Source organism: Steroidobacter sp., from assembly GCF_036402275.1.
In the GTDB taxonomy this organism is placed as follows: domain Bacteria; phylum Pseudomonadota; class Gammaproteobacteria; order Steroidobacterales; family Steroidobacteraceae; genus Steroidobacter.
The window spans coordinates 16,887-40,378 of record NZ_DASWTF010000033.1 but is presented as its reverse complement, the minus strand read 5'-3'; the positions used below and the strand labels follow the sequence as shown (position 1 = coordinate 40,378).

Here is a 23,492-nt window from a genome sequence, read left to right as displayed (position 1 = left end):
ATACGCCTGGGGCTGGTCAAAAGCGCGTTAAGCGGCCGTGGCTGGCGCGCTGCCGGAGAGATCGGCGAACTGCAGGGCGGCGAGGCGAGCGTAGAGCTCGTTGGATTCCAGCAGTTGCGAGTGGGTGCCGATGTCGACGATGCGCCCGTGGTCGAGGACGACGATGCGGTCGGCTTTGAGGATGGTGGCGAGGCGGTGGGCGATGACCAAGGTGGTGCGGTCTTGCATCAGGCCTTCGAGCGCTTCCTGGACGTAGCGTTCGCTTTCTGCGTCGAGGGAACTGGTGGCTTCGTCGAGAAGCAGGATCGGCGGATCTTTCAGCAGGGCGCGGGCGATGGCGATGCGTTGGCGTTGGCCGCCAGAGAGGCGGGTGCCTTTTTCGCCGAGGAAGGTGTCATACCCTTGTGGCAGTTCGCGAAGGAATTCGTCCGCGCCGGCAGCGCGAGCGGCGGCCTCGATATCGGCGTCGGAAGCGTTGGGGCGGCCGTAGCGAATGTTTTCTCGCGCGCTCGTGCCGAACAGCACCGTTTCCTGCGGGACCAAACCGATGCGTGCGCGCACATCTTCCGGCCGGGCCTTGGCGATATCGACGCCGTCGATGGTGATGCGTCCGGACGCGGGATCGTAGAAACGTAGCAGCAACTGAAACGTCGTGCTCTTGCCGGCGCCGGAAGGGCCGACGAAAGCGACGGTCTCACCCGGTTCGATCGCCAGCGACAAGTCATCGAGCGCCAGTGTTTCCGGTCGCGACGGATACCGAAACGAGATGTGCTCGAACGTGATGCGCCCCGACGGCGGCGACGGAAACGCCTGCGGTTTAGGCGGCGCGACGATGTTCGGCGTCGCGACCTTCAGTTCGATCAGACGCTCCATCGCACCGGCCGCGCGCTGCACCTCGCCCCACATCTCGCTCAACGTCGCCGCGCTCAAAGCCACCAGTACCGCATAGATCAAGAACTGGCTGAGCTCGCCGCCCGTCATCTCCTGATCGAGCACGCGATGCGCGCCTTGCCACAGTACGAACGTGATCGCGCCGAAAATCATCATCGTGCCGATCGCCGTCATCGCCGCGCGGACTTTGGATCGTTTGATAGACACGCGGAACGACTCTTCCACGGCCGTTCCATAGCGCTTCGTGTGCAACTCCTCGAGCGTGAACGCCTGCACCGTCTGAATGGCGTTCAACGTCTCGCCCGCGAGACCGCTCGTGTCCGCCACTTTGTCCTGCGACTCGCGCGACAAGGTGCGCAGCTTGCGCCCGACGAAGATGATTGGCCCGATGACCAGCGGAATGAGCAAGACGATCATGCCGGCCAGCGACGGGCTGGTGGCGATCATCAATACCAGCGCGCCGACCATTTGCACGATCGAGCGCAACGTCATGGAGAGATTCACGCCGGCGATACCTTGCACCACCGTCGTGTCCGTCGTGAGTCGGGACAGCACTTCGCCGGTACGCGTGACTTCGAAGAACGTTGGATCCATCCGAACCACGCGCGCATAGACATCGGCACGCAGATCGGCGACGACTCGCTCGCCCAGCCAGGTGACAAAGTAAAAGCGCAACGCCGCGAACACGCCGAAGACCGCCGCCGCGGCCAGGAATGCGACGAAATAAGTATTGAGCGTGGCGGCGTCCTGCGCCGCCATGCCGCGATCGATGAGATCGCGAAACGCCATCGGCACCGCCAGCGCCGCCGCGGACGCCAACAGCAGGGCGACCATGGCCAATGTGAGGATGCCGCGATACTTGCGTAGATAAGGCCACAGCTCGCGCAGAGGTTTCAGCGAGCGGCCTTTGGGTCTTTCCGGATTAGCTGACATGGGTCCTTATCTAAAAACGCTGGGCGATCCGTACCTAGCGATACACCGGCAATTCGACATCGGCGAACAACGCCTCCACATCCGTCGGCGTGGCCGCATTGCCTGCGCGATCGACGAGACGGCGCGTCAGGTGCGGCGCCAGCAGTTGCAGGAAGTCATACATATAACTGCGGAGCAGGGCGCCCTGATGGAATCCCGCCCAGGTGGAATGCGCCGGGAACAGATGCGACGCGTCGATGGACACCAGATCCGAATCCTCACGCGGATCCACCGCCATGCTAGCGACGATGCCGACGCCCATGCCCAGCCGCACGTAAGTCTTGATCACGTCCGCATCCCGCGCCGTCAACGCGACATGAGGTGTGATGCCATGACGCGCGAAGATCTGCTGGAGCGACGAGGGACCAGAAAACCCGAACACGTACGTGACGATCGGGTACTTACCGAGAGTCTCGATGGTCACCTTACCCTCGTTGGCCAGCGGATGACCCTGCGGCACGACGATGCGCCGGTGCCAGCGATAGCAGGGCAGCAGCACCAGGTTGGTAAACAGCTCCTGCGACCCGGTGTTGATGGCGAAGTCGATGCGATCCCGCGCGGCCATGTCGGCGATCTGCTCGGACGTGCCCTGATGTAAGTGCAACTCGACGTCGGGATAGCGCTCGCGGAACCGACGGATGACCTGTGGCAGGACATAGCGGGCCTGGGTGTGCGTCGTGCCGATGGCCAGCGAGCCGCGCCCATCGCCCTTCTGCTCGTCCGCCAGGCGCTTGATGCTCTGAACCTCCTTCAGGATTTTCTGCGCCCGGTCGATGACTCGTTTGCCGGCCGGGGTGACGCGCGTCAGGGTCCGACCCTGGCGCAGGAAGATGGGAAAGCCCAGCTCGTCCTCGAGCTGTTTCAGCTGTTTGCTGACGCCCGGCTGGGAGGTATGCAGGCGCTCCGCCGCCGCGGTGATGTTCAAGTCGTTCTCGACGATGGCGGCGAGGTATCGTAATTGTTGTAGTTTCATGCACTTAACTATAGCGACGGAGGCAATCCGAAGTCATAACCGGCCCGCATCATGACAGAACAAACCAGCCTTTCCCTGGTTATAAGCCGGTTAGCTACAGTGCTGCCCACGGAATAAGGACCAGATTGACCATGACCGATGCACTGTCGCCCCGTCTGCAAGCCCTCGTGGAGGGCACTCGCGCCCTGCTGGAGCAGGCCGTTCGCGAGCACCAGGACGTGGTCTACTCCAACAGCCTGGGCGCCGAGGCGATGGTGCTGACCGACATCATCAGCACCTATACGCCGGAAATCGACATGTTCACGCTCGATACCGGCCGCTTGCACGACGAGACTCTGGCGCTGCTGGACCGCCTGGAGCGCCGCTATCAGCGCCGCATTCAGGTGTTCGCGCCACAAGCCGCGGCCATCGAGCAGTACGTGCGTGACAATGGTATCAACGGATTCTACCTCGGCGTGGACGAGCGCCAGTCCTGCTGCGGCATCCGCAAGATCGAACCCTTCAAGCGCGCCATCGCCGGCCGCAAGGCCTGGGTGACCGGCGTCCGCCGCGAGCAGTCGGCCGAGCGCGCCCAGGGCGAGCCGGTGGCCTGGGACGATCGCTACGGTCTCTGGAAAATCAGCCCCATGCTGGACTGGACCGAAACCGACGTGTGGGCGTATATCAAGGCTCGCAACCTGCCTTACAACGCGCTGCATGACAAAGGCTTCCCCAGCATCGGCTGTGCGCCTTGCACTCGGGCAGTGGAGCCCGGCGCGGATCCGCGTTCGGGTCGCTGGTGGTGGGAGAACCCGGAGTCTCGCGAGTGCGGCCTGCAGCCGCGCCGTCGGGTCATTCCGCTGAAGGTCGAGCCGCGTCGCGCGGCCGGCCAGTAACCCGCGACGCCGGCGCGTCGCAGGACGACGCACACCATGGATTACTTTCCGATCTTTCTGCGGCTCGCGAACGAACCGGTGCTGGTCGTCGGCGGCGGGGAAGTGGCCGCGCGCAAGATCGATCTGCTCCTGCGCACGCAGGCGAAGGTCACCGTCGTCTCTCCCGAGTTGATCGACTCGCTCGCGGACAAGGCCGCGGCTGGCGTCATCACATACATCCCTGGCGAATTCGAGCCCGAGTTGTTGGACGGCAAGCGGCTCGCCATCGCGGCGACCGATAAGCCCTCGGTCAATGCCTGGGTCGCTCATCAGGCCGAGCGGCGGAACATTCCCGTGAACGTGGTCGACGATCGCGAGCTGTCGCGGTTCATCATGCCTGCCATCGTGGATCGCTCTCCTGTGGTCGTTGCCGTCGGCAGCAGCGGCGATGCGCCCGTGTTGACGCGTCGACTGCGCGAGAAGCTCGAATCGTTCCTGCCGCAGCGACTGGGCGATCTCGCGAAGCTCGCCGGCAAATTGCGTCCGACGGTGAAGGCGAAGCTGGAGCACGCCGGCACGCGGCGCCGCTTCTGGGAAAACTTCTTCGATGGCGCTATTGCCGCCGATGTGTTGTCGGGTCGCGAGGACGCGGCGGGGCAGGGCATTCTCGATCGCATCGGCAACTCGCTCACTCGCTTTGCCAAGCAATCGAAGTTCGCGGGCGAGGTCGCGTTGGTCGGCGCAGGTCCGGGCGATCCGGGGTTGCTGACGTTGCGCGCGCTGCGGGCTTTGCAGAACGCCGATGTGATTTTGTACGACCGGTTGGTTTCCGACGAAGTGCTCGATCTGGCGCGTCGTGACGCCGAGCGAATTTACGTCGGTAAGGCCGCTGGCAATCACCACGTCTCGCAGGAAGACACCAACGCGCTGTTGGTGAAGCTGGCGAAGGCGGGCAAGCGCGTTTGTCGCTTGAAGGGCGGCGATCCTTTCATCTTCGGCCGTGGCGGCGAAGAGTTGGAAGCGCTGGCCGCCGAAGGCATCCGTTTCGAGGTGGTGCCGGGCGTGACTGCCGCGGCCGGCTGTGCCGCGTACGCGGGCATCCCACTCACTCATCGCGATCACGCGCAGGCGCTCACGTTTGTTACCGGACATTGCAAGGGTGAGTCCGACAATGTCGATTGGGCCGCGCTGTCGCGTCCTGGTCATACGGTGGTGTTTTATATGGGGCTGAATCAGCTTGGGGCCATCGTCGCTCGCTTGCGTGAACACGGCGCGCCGGCAACGCGTGCTGCTGCATTGGTCGAGCACGGAACGCGTCCGTCGCAGCGTGTGGTCACCGCCACGCTGGAAGATCTGGTTCGTAAAGCCGCCGATGCCCAAGTGGAATCGCCGGCGTTGCTGATCGTGGGCGAAGTCACCCGCCTGCACGAGGCACTGCACTGGTTCAACGCGCGCGCCGTCGAAGGCGCGCCTACAGATGAAGGAAGGCTGTCCGCATGAGCAGCTCGAATGAAATTATCCGTCGTGGCTTCGCCGATGCCATCGGCAACACGCCACTGATCCGCCTGAATCGTTTCAGCGAGCTCACTGGGTGCGAAATCCTGGGCAAGGCCGAGTTCATGAACCCGGGCGGCTCGGTGAAAGATCGCGCCGCGCGCGCCATCATCGAAGCGGCCGAGCGTAGCGGCAAATTGAAGCCGGGCGGGACGCTGGTGGAAGGCACGGCGGGCAATACCGGCATTGGGTTCGCGCACGTCTGCAACGCTCGCGGCTATCGCTGCGTCATCGTGATGCCGGACAACCAGTCCAACGAGAAGTATCAGATGATTGAAACGCTCGGCGCCGAAGTGCTGCGCGTGAAGACAGTGCCGTACAGCGATCCGAACCATTACCAGAAGATCGCGGGCCGCCTGGCTGGCGAGATTCCGGGCGCGGTGTGGGGCAACCAGTTCGACAACACGGCCAATCGCGATGCTCATGAGCAGACCACGGGCCCCGAGATCTGGGTGCAGACCGACGGCAAGATCGACGCATTCGTTTGCGCCACCGGCACGGGCGGCACGCTGGGCGGCATCTCTCGCTTCCTGAAGAAACAGAATCCGAAGGTGCGCGTCACTTTGGCCGATCCTCAGGGCAGCTCTTTGTATCACTGGATTCGCAATGGCGAGCTGAAGGCCACCGGCCCAGGCTCGATCACCGAAGGCATCGGCATCGGCCGCGTCACCGCGAACCTCGAAGGCTCGCCCATCGACGATGCGCTGCATGTGACGGACATCGAATGTGTGCGCACCGTTTATCAGCTGTTGCGCGATGAAGGCTTGTTCCTCGGCAGCACCAGCGGCGTGAACGTCGCCGCGGCCGTGCAGATCGCCAAGCAACTCGGTCCCGGTCACACCATCGTCACCATTCTTTGCGATAACGGCGCAAAGTATCAGTCGCGCTTGTTCAACAAGAAGTGGCTGGCGGAAAAGGGTCTGCTCGACGCTGCTGGCTTGTCGCAGAACGGTCAGCCGGTGCCGGTCGCGGAAGTTGCGAAGGGCGTCACCACTCTTGGTGGATTTCAGCAACGACTGAGCGCCTGATCGCACCTCGCTGCATGACTTACATGCGGGGCTGCGTGTTGAGCGCAGCCCCGCTGTCGTTTGTGATGCGCTCGGCTTGTGTGGTTCAGCGTCGCTGAGTAGTATCGCGCCCGCAGCTCGGTCGCGAGCTGTCGTAAGCGTCTCACGTCAAACAACGCGCCAACCCTCCGGCTCGCCGGGGCGGAGCCTCCACGCGAGGCGCGGCGCCTTTGCTTGACCGGATTTCTTCGAGAGATCTTTGTGAACGCTAGAGAAACTTCCCTGTTCGGACTGCCCAAGTTGCCGGCGCGTTATGGCTCGCTGGTAATGCCCTTGCTGCTGTCCATCCTGATGACCTGCATCGTTTCCGCAATCAGCACCTTGCGCGGCGTCGGGTTCACGCCGAACTTCCTGCGCATCTGGCCAAGCGCCTGGCTGATTTCGTGGCTCGTCGCGTTTCCAACGCTGCTGCTGGTACTGCCCGTCGTGCGGCGAGCCACAGCCGCGTTGGTCCGTTCTTCGTGAGGAAATAATCGAGTCGGAGCTCCTTCCGGGCTCCGACTCGCTACGAGTAACCAGCGGCTGTAAGGGACAGTGGCGGTGAAACCGACGTGGAGGCATCATGGCCAGCATGGCGGCGAACCTGCGGCCGTAACGCATTTCACCTTTCGCACCAGCACGGACAGATAGCCATGGAGCTTCGCACCGATCCGATGGATCTCTGGGCATTCAGCCGCGGCCCCGATGGCGTGCGTTATCTGCTTCTGCACACGTCACAAGAGAAGGCCGATCGTTTCTTCAATGGCGGCCGCTTCTGGCAGATCCCTGCCACGCTGATTGAAAAAGATGAATCCGTCGTGGCTGCCGGCCACCGCTGTCTGAGCGAGTTGGGGCTAGTCGCGAAATCCATTTGGGCGGTGGAGCACGTGTATCCGATCTACAACCGCCGCTTCGACAGCATGATGCTCATCCCAGTCTTTGCCGCCGAAGTCGAACACACCGACCGCATCACTCTCGATTGGGAACATTCCGAATCCCGCTGGTGCACCGCTGACGAATGCCAGCAACTCCTCTCCTACCGCGGCCTCCTCGAAGGTCTGCACTGGACCCGCGCCTATATCACGGAATCGCCATCCCCGCGCCCGGAATTTCAGCTCGCGTAACAGCAGATATCGCTGAGTCGATTGTTCAGCGCGATTTCTTGCGCTGCTAAATCACCAGCTCAGTGGCGCGGGCTCCGCGCACTTTGCGCGGCCGTGCGCGCGAAGCACGTGAGTGTCCAGCCATTGCGATGGGCGCCAGAGGCAGATATATCGCGTGCGTCATTTCTCGGTCGCAGAGGATAAGAGGCATGTCGAGGCGCGAGAAAGTTCTTCAATCCAGAGATGCAAAGCGGGACATCGGTCTTGAACTCATTCAGGCAATCCGTGAAATAAAAGATGGCAAGGGGATCGAATATCAGGTGCCTCGGAATCTGACGGTTTCGGCAGTCAAAGCCGCGCGGAATTCGGCAAGCTCACCCAAACGCCGGAGGTCCGCTGCGCAAGCGGGCACTAAGCGATTGAAACAACAGAAATCCCCCAAGTCCGAAGGGCGCGAGACGCCCTATGGCTCGCCGGACGCCGTCATTCGGCGCGCGACTTCCTTTCCCGTGAAAGGAGGGGGGCTTGTGCCGTTTGAAACAAAGAGCTGGTATAAACCCTCGCAGCGGAAGCGCACAGTAAGGGATCGATGACTAGCTTGCGAGAGCCACAGATGAACATGTCGATGTACCACATTCGCCGACGTTCGACCTTCGTGCTCTTATTCGCCGGCGCGGTTGCGTTGAGCGGGTGCCAGACGGTGTCGACGGTGGCGCCGCCGGCGCCGGAGTTGCAGTTGCTGGAGGCGAAGCCGCTGAAGGTGGCGGAGACGTGTGAGGTCACGGGAAGTTATTTTGTGGAGTTCACGGTGCTGAGTGACGGGCGCACTGGGAACATTCAGGCGCCGCCGGGGCCGGCGTGTATGCAGCAGGCGTTGACGGCGTGGGTGGAGACGTTTCGTTATGCGCCGCCGGGGCGGCAGACGCCGGCGGGGGTGGAGTGGATGATGGTGACGGGCCGCAAAGGTTCGTAACACCGAATATTTCGAGTAAATAGCCGCGTCGCAACCTTCCGCGCGGCTGCTGCGTCCAACGCCCTGAAGGCCCACGCCGGGCCGCCATGATGTTTCAGGGAGACGCGCCGCACATGCGGAAAAAAATAATGTGGACCTTGGCCGGAGTCTTGCTCCTGGCCGGAGTGGCGTTGTTTGCGAAGAATCGCGAGCAACCCACCGAAACCCGATATACGGGCGCTTATAGATTCGAAGACGGCACGCTCGTGGTCGTCGGGCCGCGAGACGTGGTCGATCTGCGATTCAAGAAAATGAATGGCGAAACCGGCGCGCTGTGGCCAACCGACAAAGCCGACACGTTCGAAGGCGGCGCAGGTTGGGATGGCCGTGAACCAGTCGCGAACCGCGTGCGATTCGAGCGTAACGCCGCGGGTCAACTCACCGGAATGAGGTGGGAGCGAATCTCGGACGGCCAGTGGTCCAACATCGAAGCGGCGCGCGTACCTCTGCGCGAAGAAATCGTGACGTTTCAGAGCGGCGAGCTCAAGTTGCGCGGGAAATTGATTCTTCCTCGAGGCGACGGCCCGTTTCCGGTCATGATCCCCGTGCACGGCTCCGAAGATTACAGCGCCGTCGATCACTATTCCGATCCTTACATGCACGCCGCCAACGGAGTCGCCGCATTCGTTTACGACAAACGCGGCACCGGCGGATCGGAAGGCGAATACACCGCGAACTTCGACGTCCTCTCCGACGACACAATCGCGGCCGTTCAATATCTCCGTAAGCGATCGGAAATCGAGGGCGACAACATTCATCTTGGCGGTTACAGCCAGGGTGGCTGGATCGCGCCGCTGGCCGCGTTGAAGGACGGCAACATCTGCAGCGTGTTCGTCGGATTCGGCGTGGCGGTGCCCGTCACGGGCGAGGATCGCTGGGGTTACGTCTACGCGCTCCAGCGGAAAGGTTTCGGCGACAAGGAGATTGCCGAGATGGATAGCATCTCCGCCATCATCGGCGACATCTTCGATCGCGGTCAGGATCGCTGGTCCGACTTCTCCGACGCACTCCAGGCTGCGCGCGACAAGCCCTGGTTCGAAACCGCGAAACACAGCGATTCGATGTTCGGAATGATCGTCGGCACCGAGAAACCGCTGTGGATCGTGCGTCCTTACGTGTGGTGGAAGTACGGCCGCATGGATCCGCCCTTCATCGATCGCCTGTACGACCCCGTGCAGACGCTCGCCAAGCTCGACACTCCCAGCTTCTGGATTTTCGGCGGTAAGGATTCGAGCGCTCCCACGGAGTGGAGCGTCGAAGAACTGCGCAAGTTGCAGGCCGCCGGCAAGCCCATCCAGTACTTCGTCTACCCCGAGGCCGAGCACGGCATCCTGCGCTTCGAGCAGAAGGAAGACGGCGAGCGCGAGATCCTGGGGTACGAGGACGGCTACTTCCAACAGCAGGTCGACTGGTTCCGCAAACAAAGCGGCCTGCAGTAACCGCACTGTAATACGGAGAGCAGTAGATTTGCGGTAGGCTGGGGAGTCTTCAGCCCCAGCCTACGACGTCCACTGCTCATGACCCGCCGCGCCCCCGACGCTCCAGTTTTCGAGGAATTGCTCACACAGCGACTGACCCGCCGGCATCTGCTGCAAGCCGGCGCCGCCATCGCACCGATGGCCATGGTCGGCTCCGCGTTGTTGACGCCGGCGCAGGCCTCGAAGACCGCGCAGTTGGGTTTCAAGCCCATCAAAGGCAGCAAGGCCGATGCCGTCGTCCTGCCGCCGGGATACACCTACGACGTGCTGATTCGATGGGGCGAGAGTCTGACGTCGAAGGTGCCGGATCTGGACGCAACCAAGCTCGACGCCGGCGCGCTACTGGAGCCCACGGCCGCCGAGCACCAACGCAATCAGTTCGGCACGAACTGCGATGCGATTCATTTCTTCCCCCTGAACGGCCGCAGCGATCACGGTGTGCTGTGCGTGAACAACGAGTACACCGAGGACTCGCTGATGTTTCCAGGCCATCCGGGCTTCGGCGGCATCAGCGGTGCTGTAGCCCGCGCTTATGTGCAGAAACATCCGCAAGTCGTGCCCGTTGCCAAAGCGGCGCAGGGTGTGTCGGTCGTCGAGATCAAGCGCGAGCGCGGTCGCTGGCGCTTCGTAAAGGACTCGCGTTTCAATCGTCGCATCACTGCGGACACGCCCATCGACATCGGCGGTCCGGCGCGCGGCGCGGCTTTGATGAAAACCAAGGACGATCCCAATGGTGAGCGCGCCTTCGGAACGTTCGCGAACTGCGCGGGCGGCGAGACGCCGTGGGGCACGTATCTCACCGCCGAAGAAAACATCCAGGACTACTTCGCCAATCTCGATCAGCTCAAGGCGCGCAAGGACGTCGATCCGTTCATTGTCGAAGCGCATCGTCGCTGGCGCATGTGGAAGGCGCAATCGCTGTACAACTGGGACATCGCCGACCGCCGCTTCGACTTGCCGACGTCGCCGACCGAGCCGTTCCGCTTCGGCTGGATCGTCGAAATCGATCCACTCGACCCGACCAGCACTCCCGTCAAGCGCACGGCGCTGGGACGCTTTGCGCATGAAGGTGCGAGCCCTGTGATCGCGGGCAACGGTCGCGTCGCCGTGTACATGGGCGACGACGACAAGTTCGAGTACGTCTATAAGTTCATCTCCACGAATCGCTTCGACCCGAAGAACCGAGCGGCGAATCGCAGCTTGCTCGATCAAGGGACGTTGCACGTGGCGCGCTTCGACGCCAGTGGCAAAGGACAATGGTTGCCGCTGGTGTTCGATCCGAAGGGCCCGCTGAATGCCGCCGCCGGGTTCCGAAATCAGGCTGACGTGCTCATCAAGGCTCGAATGGCCGCATACCTCCTGGGCGCGACGCCGATGGATCGCCCCGAGGATGTCGAAGCAAATCCCACGACCGGTCGCATCTACATCGCGTGCACGCGTAACGAGAATCGCACCGTCGAGGCGGGCACCATCACGTATGGCGGACGCGAGATCGACTCCGCTCCCAATGCCGCGAATCCGCGCGGCCAAAACAACTTCGGCCACATCATCGAGATCACGGAAGCGGGCGACGATCACACGTCGCTGGAATTTTCCTGGGAAGTGTTCCTGCTCGCCGGCGATCCCTCCGGCGGCCGTTTGATCACCGATCTGAGCCAGGTCAAGAGCGACAGCGCTTATTACGCCGGTTACGCCAACGCCGCCGAGCTGAGTCCCATCGGCTCGCCCGACAACGTCGGTTTCGACAGGGCGGGCAATCTATGGATGGTCACGGATGGTTCGCAGCCTGGCGGCGGCAACGATGGCTGCTGGGTAACGCCCACCGTCGGCCCGAATCGCGGCCGCTTGCAGCAGTTCATGAGCGGCCCCGTGGGCTGCGAAGTCTGCGGCTGCCAGTTCTCGCCGGACGATGAAACATTGTTCATCAGCATTCAGCATCCGGGCGCGGGCGGCAGCACCGCCTCGCCGCGCAGCCACTGGCCCGACGGCGGCACGAGCCAGCCGCGGCCAAGTGTGATTGCGATCCGGAAAGAGGACGGAGGCGTCGTCGGCAGCTGAACGGTTAGCGGAGGCTCACGGGCAGATAGGCCACGGTCAACTGCCCGCCGATGTCCGGCGTGTTGCTGAAGTTTGAAACGTTCTCGGTCACCGCAAAGCTCCACTGCACCTGACCGACACGCTGCTGCAGGCCGATGCTGAGCTGATATTTGTTTTCGGTGAGCTCTTCGAGATCCTCCGCGTTCTGCACGGTGCTGCGGCTTGCATACGCCTGCAGAATGGCCGTGGTGTTGCGAGTGATGCCGAAGCCGTAGCCCAGCAGCCCCGTTGGAATGATCTGATGCTCGTCCGCGGGCGTTTCCGGGCCGCCGGCGTAATACACGGCGCTGCCAGCAATGTATGCGGCATGCCGGCCCCAGGTGCGCTGGAACGTGAGCTGCGTGCCGTAGTCGTCGCGACCCGTCGATAACAGGAAACGTTCGCCGTCCACCGCGATCTTCGCCGCCAGCTCGAACACGACATCCCATCCATAACGCGGCTCGGGCAGGGAATAACGGACGCCGAATACAGGATCGCCGAAGCCCCCAGGCGACTGCGCCAATTGCGAAAGGCGGGCGCCACGGATGTTGTAAACCATCTGGAACTGGTTGCGCGCCACCAGATCGCGGCCCTGCTGGCTGAATCCAACTCCGTCGTGAAAGGATTCGATGGTGCCGTCGAGCACGCCGCGTCCATAGGCGATGTATGGAATGCTCAGATACGTGGTCCACCAGGTGCTCATGCGCTTGTGGAAGACCACGTCGATCAGGCCGATCTCGGCGTCGACGTAATAGGCGTCGCCTGGCATGTTCAGGATCGCGTTGGCGTCGCCGCTGCTGAGCCGTTGCCGGCCAACATCGCGCGCTTCCAGATAGTCGCGCACGTTGTCGCTCATCACGAAGGTGTTCTGATATGCAGTCAGAACCTCGACAGCCCAGCTGCCAGGCCGCGCATCGACGGTATGCGCGGGCAGCATGTCGAGGCGAAACAATCCGAACGGTGTGAGATCGCGCCCGCGGAGCAGGCCTGGATGGTGCCATTCGGCCTGGTCGGCCGCGCTGGCCGAACCAGCGGCGCAAATGACGAGCAGCGCGAACAGACTTCGCCGTGCCGTCATTGTGACCTCCCTGGTACTAGTGATCAGACTCCCTACAGCACCTTGCCCGGATTCATGATGCCGTTCGGGTCCAGCGCCTGTTTGATGGCGCGCATGACATCGAGCGCGACCGGTTGTTTGTAACGAACCAGCTCCTCGCGCTTCAGTCGCCCGATGCCGTGCTCGGCGCTGATGCTGCCGCCGTAACGGGCGATCAGATCGTGCACCGCGCGGTTAATGTTCGGCGCCAGCCGCAAAAACGATTCATCGTCGCCGTCGCTGGGGCGGCTGATGTTGAAATGCAGGTTACCGTCGCCCAGGTGGCCGTAAGAAACAATGCGACCTTGCGGCGAAATCGCACGCACCAGCCGGGACGCTTCGACGATGAATTCCGGCAATTCGCTGGTCGTGACCGAAACATCGTGCTTGATGCTGGCGCCGATGCGGCGCTGAGCTTCGGGAATGGTCTCGCGCAGCCGCCAGAACATCTCACGTTGCGTTTCGCTGGCCGCCAGCGCCGCGTCGCTGATCTGGCCTTCTTCCATGGCCGCCGCCAGCTCCGCTTCGATGGCGCCACGAAGCGATTCGTCGTGCCTGCCCATGCCGATTTCTAGCAGTACGTACCAGTCGTGCAGGGTGTCGAGAGGGTTGGCGGTGTTCGGAACGTGCTCGAGCACCAGTTCGAGAGCGATGCGGGGAATCAGCTCGAACGTAGAGACCGCGTGGCCGGTGAACGTGCGCAGCCGGGAGAGCAATGCGACCGCGTTTCGAGGCTCGGTGAGACCGACCAAGGCGGTGACCGTCGAGGCCGGCCGCGAAAACAATTTGCAGGCGGCCGCGGTGATGACACCGAGCGTGCCTTCCGCGCCCATGAACAGATCGCGCAGGTCATAACCTGTGTTGTCCTTGCGCAGAGGCTTGAGGCCGTCCAGGACGCGGCCATCCGGTAGCACGACTTCGAGCCCCAGGACGAGATCGCGCATCATCCCGTAGCGGAGGACAGCGGTGCCGCCCGCATTGGTGGACAGATTGCCGCCGAGCTGACACGAGCCTTCCGAGCCCAGGCTCATTGGGAACAAGCGATCCACCGAGGCCGCCGCCGCCTGCACTTCCGCAAGCACGCAGCCCGCTTCGGCAATCATCGTGTAGTTCAATGGATCGATCGAGCGGATGCGTCGCATGCGTCCGAGCGAGAGCACGATCTGCGAACCGTCCTCGCTCGGCGTCGCTCCACCGCAGTAGCCGGTGTTGCCGCCGACAGGCACGACACCGACTCGGGCCTCGTTACACATGCGCATGATGGCTGAGACCTGCTCGGTGCTGTCCGGTCGCAGCACCAACGGCGTCGCGCCTCGATACAGTTTGCGATGGTCGACCAGAAAGGGCTCGAGGTCCGCCGCCTGATCGAGATAACCCTGGGGTCCGACGACGCGGCGGAGATCGGCGAGCAGGGAGGTGTTGAGGCTCATGCCTGCAAGCTTACCGCCAAAGGCCCTATCATGGGCGGGGCGGTCGAGCGGGAGAGGTCGATGTTGGATGACGTTCGTTTGCATCAGGCGCTGATCGGCCGGGCGGATTCGCGCGGCGAATTCAACACGCCCGTGCTGGTCGTCGATCGCGACGCCCTGGCTCGGAACATCCGCAGAATGTCCGAGCTAGCCAAGACACACGGTGTCTCGCTGCGACCTCATGCAAAAACTCACAAGAGCGTGGACATCGCGAAGTTGCAGATCGCGGCCGGTGCGGTGGGCTTGTGCTGCGCCAAGTTGGGCGAGGCGGAGGTGCTGGCCGACGGCGGTGTCGAGTCGATCCTGATTACCTCGCCCGTAGTCTCGCGGCCCGCGCTGGCGCGCTTGAGCGCGCTCAACGAGCGAATAACTGATCTGGCGGTGGTCGTCGACAATGTCGCGAACGTCGAAGCGCTCGCGAACGTGCTCACGCGCCCGCTGAATGTGCTGATCGATATCGATCCCGGCATCAAGCGCACGGGCGTGCCGTCGGCGGCGGCTGCCGTTGAGTTGCTCGAGGCGATCCGCAGACGGAAGAACTTGAACTACCGGGGCGTGCAAATGTACTGCGGCACTCAGCAGCACATCGTCAACTACGACGAGCGCGCCGCGGCCATTCGTGACCGCGTGGAATACTTGCGGACGGTCATTTCGGAGTTAGAGGCTCAGGGAGGCGCGCCGCAAGTCATAACTGGCTGTGGGACAGGCACGCACTACATCGACGCCGCGCTCGGAGCGTTCAACGAATGGCAGGTCGGCTCGTATGTCTTCATGGACCGCCAGTACGCGGACTGCGATCTAGCGAATCAGCCGAGCGTGCCGTATGAGTACTCCTTGTTCGTCGACGCCAGAGTGGTGAGCGCCAACACGCCCGGCATGGCTACCATCGATGCAGGTTACAAAGCATTCGCGACGGATGGGGGCGCGCCGGTCGTGCTGAGCGGCGCACCGAAGGGCACTGTGTATCACTTCAGGGGCGATGAGCACGGCGCCATCGTCGATCCGGACATGAAAAAGGTCTGGACGATTGGCGATATGGTGAGGTTGGCCGTGCCTCACTGCGACCCGACCGTCAACTTATACGACTCGTACCACGTCGTCAGTGGCGGCACGCTGGTGGAAATCTGGCCGGTCGGCGCCCGGGGCCGCTCGCGATAACGCGATTATTCCTCGTCGGAGCTAGCCGCGAGCCAGGTGTCTTGCTCGGCAAGCTCATCGAGTTCGACCGCATCCAACGCGCGGCCTTCGATCACCTTGTTCCGCTCGAGCACGCACACAAAGCTCCGCACCGGCCCGTCGCCAGGCTTGGCGACGAACGGCTTGGCCACTCCGCCAATCAACTGCTCCGCCCCTGACTTCTTGTCGACCGTGACATCGAACCGATACCGCAGCTCAAACACACGCGAGTCGAGCAGGAACTTCTGGCAGAACAGTTGCGGACAAATGCGGGCCGCGTCCTCGGTTTCAATGGGATCGCAGCCTTTGACGACCACGGCTTTCTTGGAACGTAGCAGTTCCGGCTCGCTCAAGTTGCCGAGCAGCCAGAACAGCCCGGAGAGAGCGATACCGAAGACCGCGGCGAAGATGGCGAGGCGTAGCGGCAGCATGCTGCCGGCGACTTTACCCGCGCCAGCCCTGCTTCACCATTAGCATGTGCACGTCACCGAGCTGACGCTCGGCGAAACCGCCTTCGCAGTAGCACAGGTAGTAGTCCCAGAGACGGATGAACTCCTCCGGGTAACCAAGCGCGCGCACGCGGCCGATGTTGGCGAAGAAGTTTTCGCGCCACATGCGCAGCGTCGTCGCGTAGTGCGGGCCGATGTCCTCCAGGTGATACACCTTCATGTCCGTGGCTCGCGTCACCGCATTGGTGATCGCCGTGACACAGGGAATGAAGCTGCCCGGGAACACGAAGCGTTGGATGAAATCGACGCTCTTCAACGCATCGTCATAAATCTGATCCTGAATCGTGATGGCCTGAATCAGCATGGCCCCGTCGGGCTTGAGCAGCGAAGCGCACTTGGCAATGTAAGTGTCGAGGAACTGATGACCGACGGCTTCGATCATCTCGATGGACACCAGCTTGTCGTACTGCCCGGTGAGATCCCGATAGTCGTCCAGGCGCAGATCGATGCGATCGCTCAACCCTTCGGCGGCTACGCGCTCCTTGGCCAACGCATACTGTTCCTTGGAGATCGTCGTCGTGGTGACGCGGCAGCCATATTTTTTCGCGGCGTAGATCGCCAGCCCGCCCCAGCCGGTGCCGATCTCGACCAGATGATCGGTGGGCTTCAATTGCAGCTTGCGGCATACCGCCTCGAACTTGGCGAGCGAAGCTTCCTTCAGCGTCGCTTCGGGCGCCTCGAAAATGCCGCACGAGTACGCCATCGTGTCGTCCAGGAACAGCTGGAAGAAATCGTTACCCAGGTCGTAGTGGGCGGCGATGTTCTTGCGGCTGCCGTCCTTGGAGTTGCGATTCATCCAATGGAAGATCCGCCGCAGTGGCGAGGTGAGGAACGCCAGCCCGCCTTCCATGTTCTGCATGATCTCGCGATTCAGCACCATGATGCGAACCAGCGCGACCAGATCGTCGCTACGCCAATGACCGTGAATGTACGCTTCACCCGCGCCGGTCGTGCCGCCGAACGCGGCGTCGGCCCAGAACTGCGGATGCACGACTTCGACGGTGGCGGATAGCGAGCGTTCGGGCGTGTGCTTGCCGAAGCGATGCACTTGATTGCCCTCGACCACGGCGATCTCGCCATGCTTCAGATGTTTCAGCTGACCCAGCAGGGCGTTGCGGCCGGTCCGCTGCAGCCACGAGTCGTTCGCGACCAGGGCGGGCGTGTTGGGAAGAATCGACGGTCTTGCTGTTGTCATGGCGTCACGGTCCACTTCGGGTGAGTGAAGAACGGCGTGCGTCGGAACCACAGGCGCAGCGCCTGCCAGTAAATCGCACCGGAAACTTTGGCAGTCATGAGCGGATATCTCATGAGCGCGCGCGACAGCGCGGCGCTGGAGATCTCCTCTCGCTGCAGCGTGAGCGTGGCGTCGAACACGCGTCGGGTATGCCCGTCCTTCTGCTGCAGATTGTCCATGTGAATGCGCAGGTGCTCGCCCGGCGTGCTCAAGCGCCAGTCATAGCGCATATCCATGGGCCAGAACGGCGAGACGTGAAATTCCTTGCCGAACTCGAAGCGCATCACCGAGTCGCTGCGCGTCGCCGCCGAGATCGGCAGCACGTACGCGTGGCGTTCCTTCCACGGCGTGTTGGTGATTTCGGCCAGGATGGTCTGCACCTTGGTGCCGCTGCTGTCGAAGCAGTAGTAGAACGACACCGGGTTGAAGATGTAACCGAAGTAGCGCATGTGGGTGAGCATGCGGATGGGGCCTTCCGGCCGCCGACCCGTCTGCGCAGTCACCGTGCGGCGAACGGCTTCGTCGAGGCTCAACTCGCCATCGTCGTCGCCGTCGTTGAGGGTGTGGTGATAGTCGGAGCGTTTGAAGCGCGCGAGCGCCGGGCCGCGCGCCGACCAGCCCCAGTACTGATCGAACAGGTGCGGCAGCTCGGCCAGATCCAGATACATCATGAAGAGCTCATAACGGAACTGGTTGCCGGAGGGCTCGTGCCGGCGATGTCGCACCGAGCCGTTATAGATACAGCTTTCCATGAGCGTGGCTCGCTTCGAATCGACCGGGTTACGCGACGCTGGCGGCAGCCGGCACAGCTTGCGGCTCGACGGCGCCGTCGCCGCGAGAGGTGAGATCCCACTGGAAATGTTCCAGCGCCCGCATCGCCGTCACGACGCCGTCTTCGTGGAAGCCATAACGCCAGTACGCGCCACAGTAGTAAGTGCGGCGCGCGCCGTTGACTTCACGGTGTCTCGCCTGGGCGGCGACGCCGGCCGGCAGATACACGGGGTGGTGATAGGGGATGCGCTGAATGATCTTGCTCTTGTCGATCGCGTCCGCGTGGTTGAGCGTGACCAGAAACTTCGTCGGCGCATCCAGCGTCTGCAGAATGTTCATGTCGTACGTCAGCGCGACCGGCTGCTGCGGGCTCTTCAGCGCGTGATAGTTCCAGGCAGCGCGAGCCAGCGGACGCCGCGGCAATACCGACGTGTCCGTGTGCAGAATGGCTTCATTCGCCGAGTACGGAAACGCACTGAGCACTTCACGTTCCGCCGGTGACGGGTCGGTCAACATGTCGAGCGCCTGGTCGCTGTGACAGGCGATGAAGACGTGATCGAAGCGATGAACTTCGCCGCGCTGAGTGCAAACCTCGACTTCATTCGCTCGTCGGCGCACACCTTCGATGCGGGTCGACAGCCGAACGTCGGCTTTCATGGATGCAATCAGCTTGCGAACATATTCCCGCGAGCCGCCTTTCACCGCCTGCCACTGCGGACGGTTGTCGATGTTGAGGAAGCCGTGACGCTCGAAGAAATCCACGAAGAAGCGCGCCGGGAACGACAGCATGGCGTCCGCTTCGGCGGACCAGATCGCGCGCCCCATGGGCAGGATGTAGCGCTCCGCGAACGATTGGGAATAGCCGTTCGCCCGCAAGTACTCGCTCAGCGTCAGCTTGTCGTCGTTGGTCTTCAGCAGCGCGCGTGACTCGCGATTGAAGCGCAGGATGTCGTAGATCATGCGCAGGAACGACGGGCTCACGATGTTCGAGTGCTGCGCGAACAGCGCGTTCACAGAAGTGCCGTTGTACTCCAGGCCGGTGCGCTCACAGCGCAGGCTGAAGCTCATGTTCGACGGCTGCCACGCCACACCCAGTTCGCGCAACATGGCGATGAAATTCGGATACGTCCAGTCATTGAAGACGATGAAGCCGGTATCGACGGCGTACTGCTTGCCCTGCCACTCGACATCGACGGTGTTGGTGTGTCCGCCCGGATAGTTGCCCGCTTCGAACACTGTGACGTCGTGCTGGCGGCTGAGCCGCCAGGCCGCATAAAGCCCTGCTATTCCCGCGCCGATGACTCCGATGCGCATGTTGGTTCCTTACCCGGTAAGTGATGAATGCTTGTTCTTAGTTCGTTTCGGCGCGCATGCGAGTGCGCGCATCGCGCACTTCGCGTGGCACCGGCTTGAGATCCCAGACGATGCCGAGCAGCGCGAGCACACGCAGCCCGTAGTACGTCAGGTCGATCTCCCACCAATAGAATCCCTGGCGCGTCGACACGGGATAGTGATGATGGTTGTTGTGCCAGCCTTCGCCGAAGGTGAGTAGCGCCAGCCACAGGTTGTTGCGGCTGTCGTCGCTGGTCTCGTAACGGCGCTTGCCGAAGCGATGGCAGAGCGAGTTGATGGTGTAGGTGGCGTGATAGGTCACCACCGTCGACACGAAGAAGCCCCACACCAGCATTTGCCAGCGACCGGTGTGGAGGCCCGGCGCGTAATGTTCGAGCAGGGCGCCGAGACCGAACAATCCGACGGCCAGCGCGACCGGCACCAGGATGTCGAACCGATCGAGCAGCTTCAGCTCGGGAAATTTCAGCAGGTCACGGACGCGCGACAGATCCGGTTCGAAGTGACGGCGCGACAGGAACCAGCCCATGTGGCTCCACAGGAATCCGCGTTGCACCGGCGAATGGACGTCGTGCTCGGTATCGGAGAACGCGTGGTGATGACGGTGGTGCGCAGCCCACCAGATCGGGCCGCGCTGCACGGCGGATGCGCCGAGCAGAGCGAACACGAACTGGCCGGCGCGCGAAGTCTTGAAAGAGCGATGCGAGAAGTAGCGGTGATAAAAACCCGTGATCGCGAACATGCGGATCACGTACATGAAGCCGGCGACCAGCAATGCGATCGGACTCACGCCGACGAACACGACTGCAACGCAGGCGAGGTGCATGCCGATAAACGGAATCACGCGCATCCAATCGACGCTGTCGATTTTCGCAGCGTCGAATTTGGCCAAGCCCGCGCCTGCATCGAGCCAACTGGTCAGGCTCGTAAACAGGCTGCGTCGCGGCGCGGCTTCAGTGGTGGAGTTGGTCATGCTCATGCGTTCCTCGGAACAGGATTTCGCACGAGCTGCGATTTACGGATTCAGAGCTAGATCATTAACGCAGTTGGGAATAAACCTGAAGCGCGCGATGGCGGGATTCCCGCAAATCGAGCACGGGTTTTGGATAAGTCACGCCGAGCTCGACGCCCGCCTGTTGCAAAACTGCGTCGGGGGCAGCCCAAGGTTGGTGAATCCATCGATCCGGCAAACGCGCGAGCTCCGGCAGCCACTGTTGGATGTAATTGCGTTGAGGATCGAAGCGCTTCGCCTGCAACACGCCACAGCTCGCGCATGCCGGCATCGACGAGTGGAATGCCAGTCGCGCCGCGCTGCCAGGCGCGCAAGTCGGCACGACTGCGTCGCCATTTTTGTTTGGCGAAGCGAGCGTCCAATGGGGCGTCGGTGGTCTGTGGAAAATGGAATAACAGGTGATGCGCGAACTCGCGCCAACCGACCTGCCGCAGATAGCTGTCGACCCCTCGGGATTGTGCAGCTCCAGCGCTCGAGTGTCGGAGCGCGGCGACAATCTGCCCTGGGCCAATGTCACCAAAATGTAAATGCGGTGACAGGCGCGACGTCTGCGGTCGGTCCGGTCGATCCCGCCCGGAGGGATAGCTCGCGACTTGCTTGGTGAACTGCTCGAGCTGTTTCAGCGCGCCCGCTTCGCCCGGAGTCCACGTTTCCGCGAGTCCTTGGTCCCAGGCAATCGTCGGCAGGAGTTGCAGGTCCGCGATCTCGATCCCGGTGAGTTTGCGCGGAACTGCCGGCAACTTGCGCGGCGCTTTGCGCGGGACGGCTAACGACGGCAGGGCCTTTTCTACCGTGCGCCAGAATGGTGTGAACACACGATAGGGCAGCTTCTGTCCGTTCAAGATCGTGCCCGGCTCGAACAGCAGCGCCGCCTGGGAAGGCCCTCGCTGCACCACCAGCCGGCTGCCGAGTTGTCGCAACCGCTCAGCTAGCGCGGCGAGGCTGTGGTGCAGCCACCAGCGGCTGGCGGCGCCCGTGGCCCAGGGCTGCTCTTCGTCAGGCGCGAACACGAACAACGGCGCCACGCGCTCGGCATTTGCAAGCGCGTGGAGCAGTGCTGGATTGTCCGTGAGGCGCAGATCGCGCCGGAACCAGACCAGGGCGGTCTGGTGGGCTTTCACGCCGCCTCAGCCAGGCGGCCGCGGGCGGCTATCGCTGTGCAGTGAGGCGGGGTGGCGGCACCGAGACGTGTTTTAGGCGTCGTCCCGGTCGTTGTAATCGTCATCGTCGTCGTCGAGGTCTTCGTCCTCGTCGTCGTCCCAATCGTCGTCGTCCTCGTCCCAGTCTTCCTCGTCCTCGTCTTCCTCTTCTTCTTCCTCTTCTTCCTCGTCGTCGCTGGCCCAGCCTTCCGGCTCCTCGGCCTGCTCGAGGTCGAGCTCATGCCAGGTATCGAGGTCGATTTCCTCGATATCGCCATTCTCGTACTGCACTTCGACCAACTCCTGGTCGGGATCCACGGACAGGACTTTGAAGACCTCGTTTTCTTCGAGATCCTCGTACCATTTTCCCTGGACCGGGTCGTAATCTCTGGCCACGCAAACACCTCAAGACGGGGGACCGGTGTGCTCACCGGCGGCGGAATATTAGGGGCATTCTCCAAGACTGCCAAGTGAGTGAAACAGCGGCGGCGCGGCGACCGGCTGGGCGGATGGACGGAGGTTCGGCGCCTGCCTACACTGCCGCGCCCTTACATGCTTCGTGCCAGAGCGCCCGCCGTCCCTGTTAATGCCATGTCTGGTTCACCTTTGCGTATGACACCGTCGCCTCCAGTTCATGCATCCGCCCAGCCGCTATTGCAGGCACGGCGCATCGTCATCAAGGTCGGTTCCGCCCTGCTGGCCGATAGCGCCAGCGGCGCGGTCAAACGCGACTGGCTTCAAACTCTGGCGGCGGACATAGGTTCCCTGCGCCGGCGCGGTCAGGAAGTGCTGCTGGTGTCGTCGGGCGCCATTGCCCTGGGCCGTCGTCAGCTGGGGCTGGCGCCGGGCAAGCTCAAACTGGAAGAGAAGCAGGCAGCCGCGGCCGTGGGCCAGATCCGCCTGGCGCACGCCTGGACCGAAGTGCTGGAGCATCACGAGCTCAGCGTGGCCCAGATCCTGCTCACTCCGGGCGATACCGAGCAGCGCCGCCGGTACCTGAATGCGCGCAATACCCTGCGAACGCTGCTGAAGCTCGGCTCGGTGCCGGTCATCAACGAGAACGACACCGTCGCCACCGCCGAGATACGTTATGGTGACAATGACCGGCTGGCGGCGCGGGTCGCGCAGATGATCAGCGCCGACTGCCTGATTCTCCTGTCGGACGTGGATGGTTTGTACACGGCCGATCCGACGCGCGATCCCAACGCGCAATTCATTCCCGAAGTGCGCGCCATCACCCCCGAAATCCAGGCGATGGCCGGCGGGTCAGCATCCGCGGTGGGCACCGGCGGCATGGCGACGAAAATCACGGCCGCGAAAATTGCCGTCGGTGCAGGTTGCCATATGTGCGTGGCGCTGGGCAGAGAGTTGCATCCGGTGCGGCGAATCGAAGAAGGCGCGCGCTGCTCCTGGTTCTATCCATCGGCGAGTCCCGCGACCATGCGCAAGCAATGGATCGCGGGCACGCTGCAACCCGCTGGCGAGTTGTTCGTCGACGCGGGCGCCGCTGCCGCACTCGCTCGCGGCAAGAGTTTGTTGCCAGCTGGCGTCACTCGCATCGCCGGTCCGTTTCAACGCGGCGATGCGCTCATCGTGCGCGACGAAACGGGCATGGAGATCGCGCGCGGTCTGGTTGCATATTCGAGCGCGGACGCCGAGCGTTTGCTCGGGCACAAGTCGAACGAGATCGAAGCGCTGCTCGGCTTTCATGGACGCGACGAGATGATTCATCGCGACGATCTGGTGCTCACGCGCTGAATGTTTCGATCGCAAGCGC

General features: G+C 62.7%; 21 protein-coding genes and 1 pseudogene. 10 read left to right on the top strand and 12 right to left on the bottom strand.

Annotated elements, in window-relative coordinates; translation table 11 throughout:
* Nucleotides 1-27: 27 nt before the first annotated feature.
* On the bottom strand, nucleotides 28-1,824 hold the full coding sequence (locus VGD45_RS15690; RefSeq protein WP_331156270.1) for an ABC transporter transmembrane domain-containing protein: 1,797 nt from the start codon (nucleotides 1,822-1,824) through the stop codon (nucleotides 28-30).
* Nucleotides 1,825-1,858: 34 nt separating this feature from the next.
* Entirely contained in the window at nucleotides 1,859-2,836 is a 978-nt protein-coding gene (cysB, locus tag VGD45_RS15685) for an HTH-type transcriptional regulator CysB (RefSeq protein ID WP_331156269.1), read from the bottom strand.
* Between the two features lie 131 nt (nucleotides 2,837-2,967).
* Here cysB and VGD45_RS15680 point away from each other — a divergent pair, with 131 nt between their 5' ends.
* From VGD45_RS15680 to VGD45_RS15645, 8 genes are all read left to right on the top strand, one after another.
* Nucleotides 2,968-3,711 (top strand): phosphoadenylyl-sulfate reductase, encoded by a 744-nt coding sequence (locus tag VGD45_RS15680; RefSeq protein WP_331156268.1) that lies wholly within the window; start codon nucleotides 2,968-2,970, stop codon nucleotides 3,709-3,711.
* A gap of 36 nt (nucleotides 3,712-3,747) precedes the next feature.
* Complete coding sequence (gene cysG, locus VGD45_RS15675; protein ID WP_331156267.1) at nucleotides 3,748-5,190, top strand: siroheme synthase CysG; 1,443 nt, start codon at nucleotides 3,748-3,750, stop codon at nucleotides 5,188-5,190.
* Nucleotides 5,187-6,272 carry a cysteine synthase A gene (locus tag VGD45_RS15670; protein WP_331156266.1) on the top strand — a complete coding sequence of 362 codons (1,086 nt, stop codon included), beginning with the start codon at nucleotides 5,187-5,189 and terminating at the stop codon, nucleotides 6,270-6,272. Before cysG ends, VGD45_RS15670 begins: the two co-directional genes overlap by 4 nt.
* 306 nt (nucleotides 6,273-6,578) lie before the next feature.
* Complete coding sequence (locus VGD45_RS15665) at nucleotides 6,579-6,776, top strand: DUF2798 domain-containing protein (RefSeq protein WP_349263290.1); 198 nt, start codon at nucleotides 6,579-6,581, stop codon at nucleotides 6,774-6,776.
* A gap of 167 nt (nucleotides 6,777-6,943) precedes the next feature.
* The gene (locus VGD45_RS15660; protein WP_331156264.1) at nucleotides 6,944-7,414 is read left to right on the top strand and encodes an NUDIX domain-containing protein; all 471 of its coding nucleotides are present in this window, start codon (nucleotides 6,944-6,946) and stop codon (nucleotides 7,412-7,414) included.
* A gap of 592 nt (nucleotides 7,415-8,006) precedes the next feature.
* Complete coding sequence (locus tag VGD45_RS15655; protein WP_331156263.1) at nucleotides 8,007-8,366, top strand: hypothetical protein; 360 nt, start codon at nucleotides 8,007-8,009, stop codon at nucleotides 8,364-8,366.
* A gap of 113 nt (nucleotides 8,367-8,479) precedes the next feature.
* Nucleotides 8,480-9,844: an alpha/beta hydrolase family protein gene (locus VGD45_RS15650; protein ID WP_331156262.1), complete on the top strand. Its 1,365-nt coding sequence runs from the start codon at nucleotides 8,480-8,482 to the stop codon at nucleotides 9,842-9,844.
* Between the two features lie 78 nt (nucleotides 9,845-9,922).
* Complete coding sequence (locus tag VGD45_RS15645) at nucleotides 9,923-11,941, top strand: PhoX family phosphatase (RefSeq protein WP_331156261.1); 2,019 nt, start codon at nucleotides 9,923-9,925, stop codon at nucleotides 11,939-11,941.
* 4 nt (nucleotides 11,942-11,945) lie between these two features.
* Here VGD45_RS15645 and VGD45_RS15640 read toward each other — a convergent pair whose 3' ends face one another.
* Complete coding sequence (locus VGD45_RS15640) at nucleotides 11,946-13,037, bottom strand: DUF3187 family protein (protein WP_331156260.1); 1,092 nt, start codon at nucleotides 13,035-13,037, stop codon at nucleotides 11,946-11,948.
* A gap of 32 nt (nucleotides 13,038-13,069) precedes the next feature.
* Nucleotides 13,070-14,485, bottom strand: coding sequence for an FAD-binding oxidoreductase (locus tag VGD45_RS15635; RefSeq protein ID WP_331156259.1), 1,416 nt, complete (start codon nucleotides 14,483-14,485; stop codon nucleotides 13,070-13,072).
* Nucleotides 14,486-14,545: 60 nt separating this feature from the next.
* Here VGD45_RS15635 and VGD45_RS15630 point away from each other — a divergent pair, with 60 nt between their 5' ends.
* Complete coding sequence (locus tag VGD45_RS15630; RefSeq protein WP_331156258.1) at nucleotides 14,546-15,682, top strand: DSD1 family PLP-dependent enzyme; 1,137 nt, start codon at nucleotides 14,546-14,548, stop codon at nucleotides 15,680-15,682.
* Nucleotides 15,683-15,687: 5 nt separating this feature from the next.
* On the opposite strand, the gene VGD45_RS15625 is transcribed toward VGD45_RS15630, so the two are convergent.
* The 8 genes and pseudogenes from VGD45_RS15625 to VGD45_RS15595 form a co-directional block, all read right to left on the bottom strand.
* Nucleotides 15,688-16,131: a hypothetical protein gene (locus VGD45_RS15625; protein WP_331156257.1), complete on the bottom strand. Its 444-nt coding sequence runs from the start codon at nucleotides 16,129-16,131 to the stop codon at nucleotides 15,688-15,690.
* Nucleotides 16,132-16,144: 13 nt separating this feature from the next.
* Complete coding sequence (locus tag VGD45_RS15620; protein WP_331156256.1) at nucleotides 16,145-17,404, bottom strand: cyclopropane-fatty-acyl-phospholipid synthase family protein; 1,260 nt, start codon at nucleotides 17,402-17,404, stop codon at nucleotides 16,145-16,147.
* A complete protein-coding gene (locus tag VGD45_RS15615) occupies nucleotides 17,401-18,195 on the bottom strand; it encodes a DUF1365 domain-containing protein (protein WP_331156255.1) in 795 nt (264 codons plus the stop codon). Before VGD45_RS15615 ends, VGD45_RS15620 begins: the two co-directional genes overlap by 4 nt.
* Nucleotides 18,196-18,223: 28 nt before the next feature.
* The gene (locus tag VGD45_RS15610) at nucleotides 18,224-19,528 is read right to left on the bottom strand and encodes an NAD(P)/FAD-dependent oxidoreductase (protein ID WP_331156254.1); all 1,305 of its coding nucleotides are present in this window, start codon (nucleotides 19,526-19,528) and stop codon (nucleotides 18,224-18,226) included.
* A gap of 37 nt (nucleotides 19,529-19,565) precedes the next feature.
* On the bottom strand, nucleotides 19,566-20,537 hold the full coding sequence (locus VGD45_RS15605) for an acyl-CoA desaturase (protein ID WP_331156253.1): 972 nt from the start codon (nucleotides 20,535-20,537) through the stop codon (nucleotides 19,566-19,568).
* A gap of 64 nt (nucleotides 20,538-20,601) precedes the next feature.
* Nucleotides 20,602-20,847 carry an FAD-binding domain-containing protein gene (locus tag VGD45_RS34120; RefSeq protein WP_349263289.1) on the bottom strand — a complete coding sequence of 82 codons (246 nt, stop codon included), beginning with the start codon at nucleotides 20,845-20,847 and terminating at the stop codon, nucleotides 20,602-20,604.
* A 39-nt stretch (nucleotides 20,848-20,886) separates the two neighbouring features.
* A pseudogene (locus VGD45_RS15600) lies at nucleotides 20,887-21,697 on the bottom strand (deoxyribodipyrimidine photo-lyase); the annotation flags it as partial.
* A gap of 72 nt (nucleotides 21,698-21,769) precedes the next feature.
* Nucleotides 21,770-22,111, bottom strand: a complete 342-nt coding sequence (locus tag VGD45_RS15595; protein ID WP_331156251.1) for a DUF6763 family protein — start codon at nucleotides 22,109-22,111, stop codon at nucleotides 21,770-21,772.
* 216 nt (nucleotides 22,112-22,327) lie between these two features.
* Here VGD45_RS15595 and proB point away from each other — a divergent pair, with 216 nt between their 5' ends.
* Nucleotides 22,328-23,473 (top strand): glutamate 5-kinase, encoded by a 1,146-nt coding sequence (gene proB, locus VGD45_RS15590; RefSeq protein WP_331156250.1) that lies wholly within the window; start codon nucleotides 22,328-22,330, stop codon nucleotides 23,471-23,473.
* Nucleotides 23,474-23,492: the final 19 nt, after the last annotated feature.

Bases quoted from the DNA above. Each gene is read 5' to 3' on its own strand.
- VGD45_RS15690 (WP_331156270.1), bottom strand. From the start codon at position 1,824: ATGTCAGCTAATCCGGAAAGACCCAAAGGCCGCTCGCTGAAACCTCTG.
- cysB (WP_331156269.1), bottom strand. From the start codon at position 2,836: ATGAAACTACAACAATTACGATACCTCGCCGCCATCGTCGAGAACGAC.
- VGD45_RS15680 (WP_331156268.1), top strand. From the start codon at position 2,968: ATGACCGATGCACTGTCGCCCCGTCTGCAAGCCCTCGTGGAGGGCACT.
- cysG (WP_331156267.1), top strand. From the start codon at position 3,748: ATGGATTACTTTCCGATCTTTCTGCGGCTCGCGAACGAACCGGTGCTG.
- VGD45_RS15670 (WP_331156266.1), top strand. From the start codon at position 5,187: ATGAGCAGCTCGAATGAAATTATCCGTCGTGGCTTCGCCGATGCCATC.
- VGD45_RS15665 (WP_349263290.1), top strand. From the start codon at position 6,579: ATGCCCTTGCTGCTGTCCATCCTGATGACCTGCATCGTTTCCGCAATC.
- VGD45_RS15660 (WP_331156264.1), top strand. From the start codon at position 6,944: ATGGAGCTTCGCACCGATCCGATGGATCTCTGGGCATTCAGCCGCGGC.
- VGD45_RS15655 (WP_331156263.1), top strand. From the start codon at position 8,007: ATGAACATGTCGATGTACCACATTCGCCGACGTTCGACCTTCGTGCTC.
- VGD45_RS15650 (WP_331156262.1), top strand. From the start codon at position 8,480: ATGCGGAAAAAAATAATGTGGACCTTGGCCGGAGTCTTGCTCCTGGCC.
- VGD45_RS15645 (WP_331156261.1), top strand. From the start codon at position 9,923: ATGACCCGCCGCGCCCCCGACGCTCCAGTTTTCGAGGAATTGCTCACA.
- VGD45_RS15640 (WP_331156260.1), bottom strand. From the start codon at position 13,037: ATGACGGCACGGCGAAGTCTGTTCGCGCTGCTCGTCATTTGCGCCGCT.
- VGD45_RS15635 (WP_331156259.1), bottom strand. From the start codon at position 14,485: ATGAGCCTCAACACCTCCCTGCTCGCCGATCTCCGCCGCGTCGTCGGA.
- VGD45_RS15630 (WP_331156258.1), top strand. From the start codon at position 14,546: ATGTTGGATGACGTTCGTTTGCATCAGGCGCTGATCGGCCGGGCGGAT.
- VGD45_RS15625 (WP_331156257.1), bottom strand. From the start codon at position 16,131: ATGCTGCCGCTACGCCTCGCCATCTTCGCCGCGGTCTTCGGTATCGCT.
- VGD45_RS15620 (WP_331156256.1), bottom strand. From the start codon at position 17,404: ATGACAACAGCAAGACCGTCGATTCTTCCCAACACGCCCGCCCTGGTC.
- VGD45_RS15615 (WP_331156255.1), bottom strand. From the start codon at position 18,195: ATGGAAAGCTGTATCTATAACGGCTCGGTGCGACATCGCCGGCACGAG.
- VGD45_RS15610 (WP_331156254.1), bottom strand. From the start codon at position 19,528: ATGCGCATCGGAGTCATCGGCGCGGGAATAGCAGGGCTTTATGCGGCC.
- VGD45_RS15605 (WP_331156253.1), bottom strand. From the start codon at position 20,537: ATGACCAACTCCACCACTGAAGCCGCGCCGCGACGCAGCCTGTTTACG.
- VGD45_RS34120 (WP_349263289.1), bottom strand. From the start codon at position 20,847: ATGCCGGCATGCGCGAGCTGTGGCGTGTTGCAGGCGAAGCGCTTCGAT.
- proB (WP_331156250.1), top strand. From the start codon at position 22,328: ATGACACCGTCGCCTCCAGTTCATGCATCCGCCCAGCCGCTATTGCAG.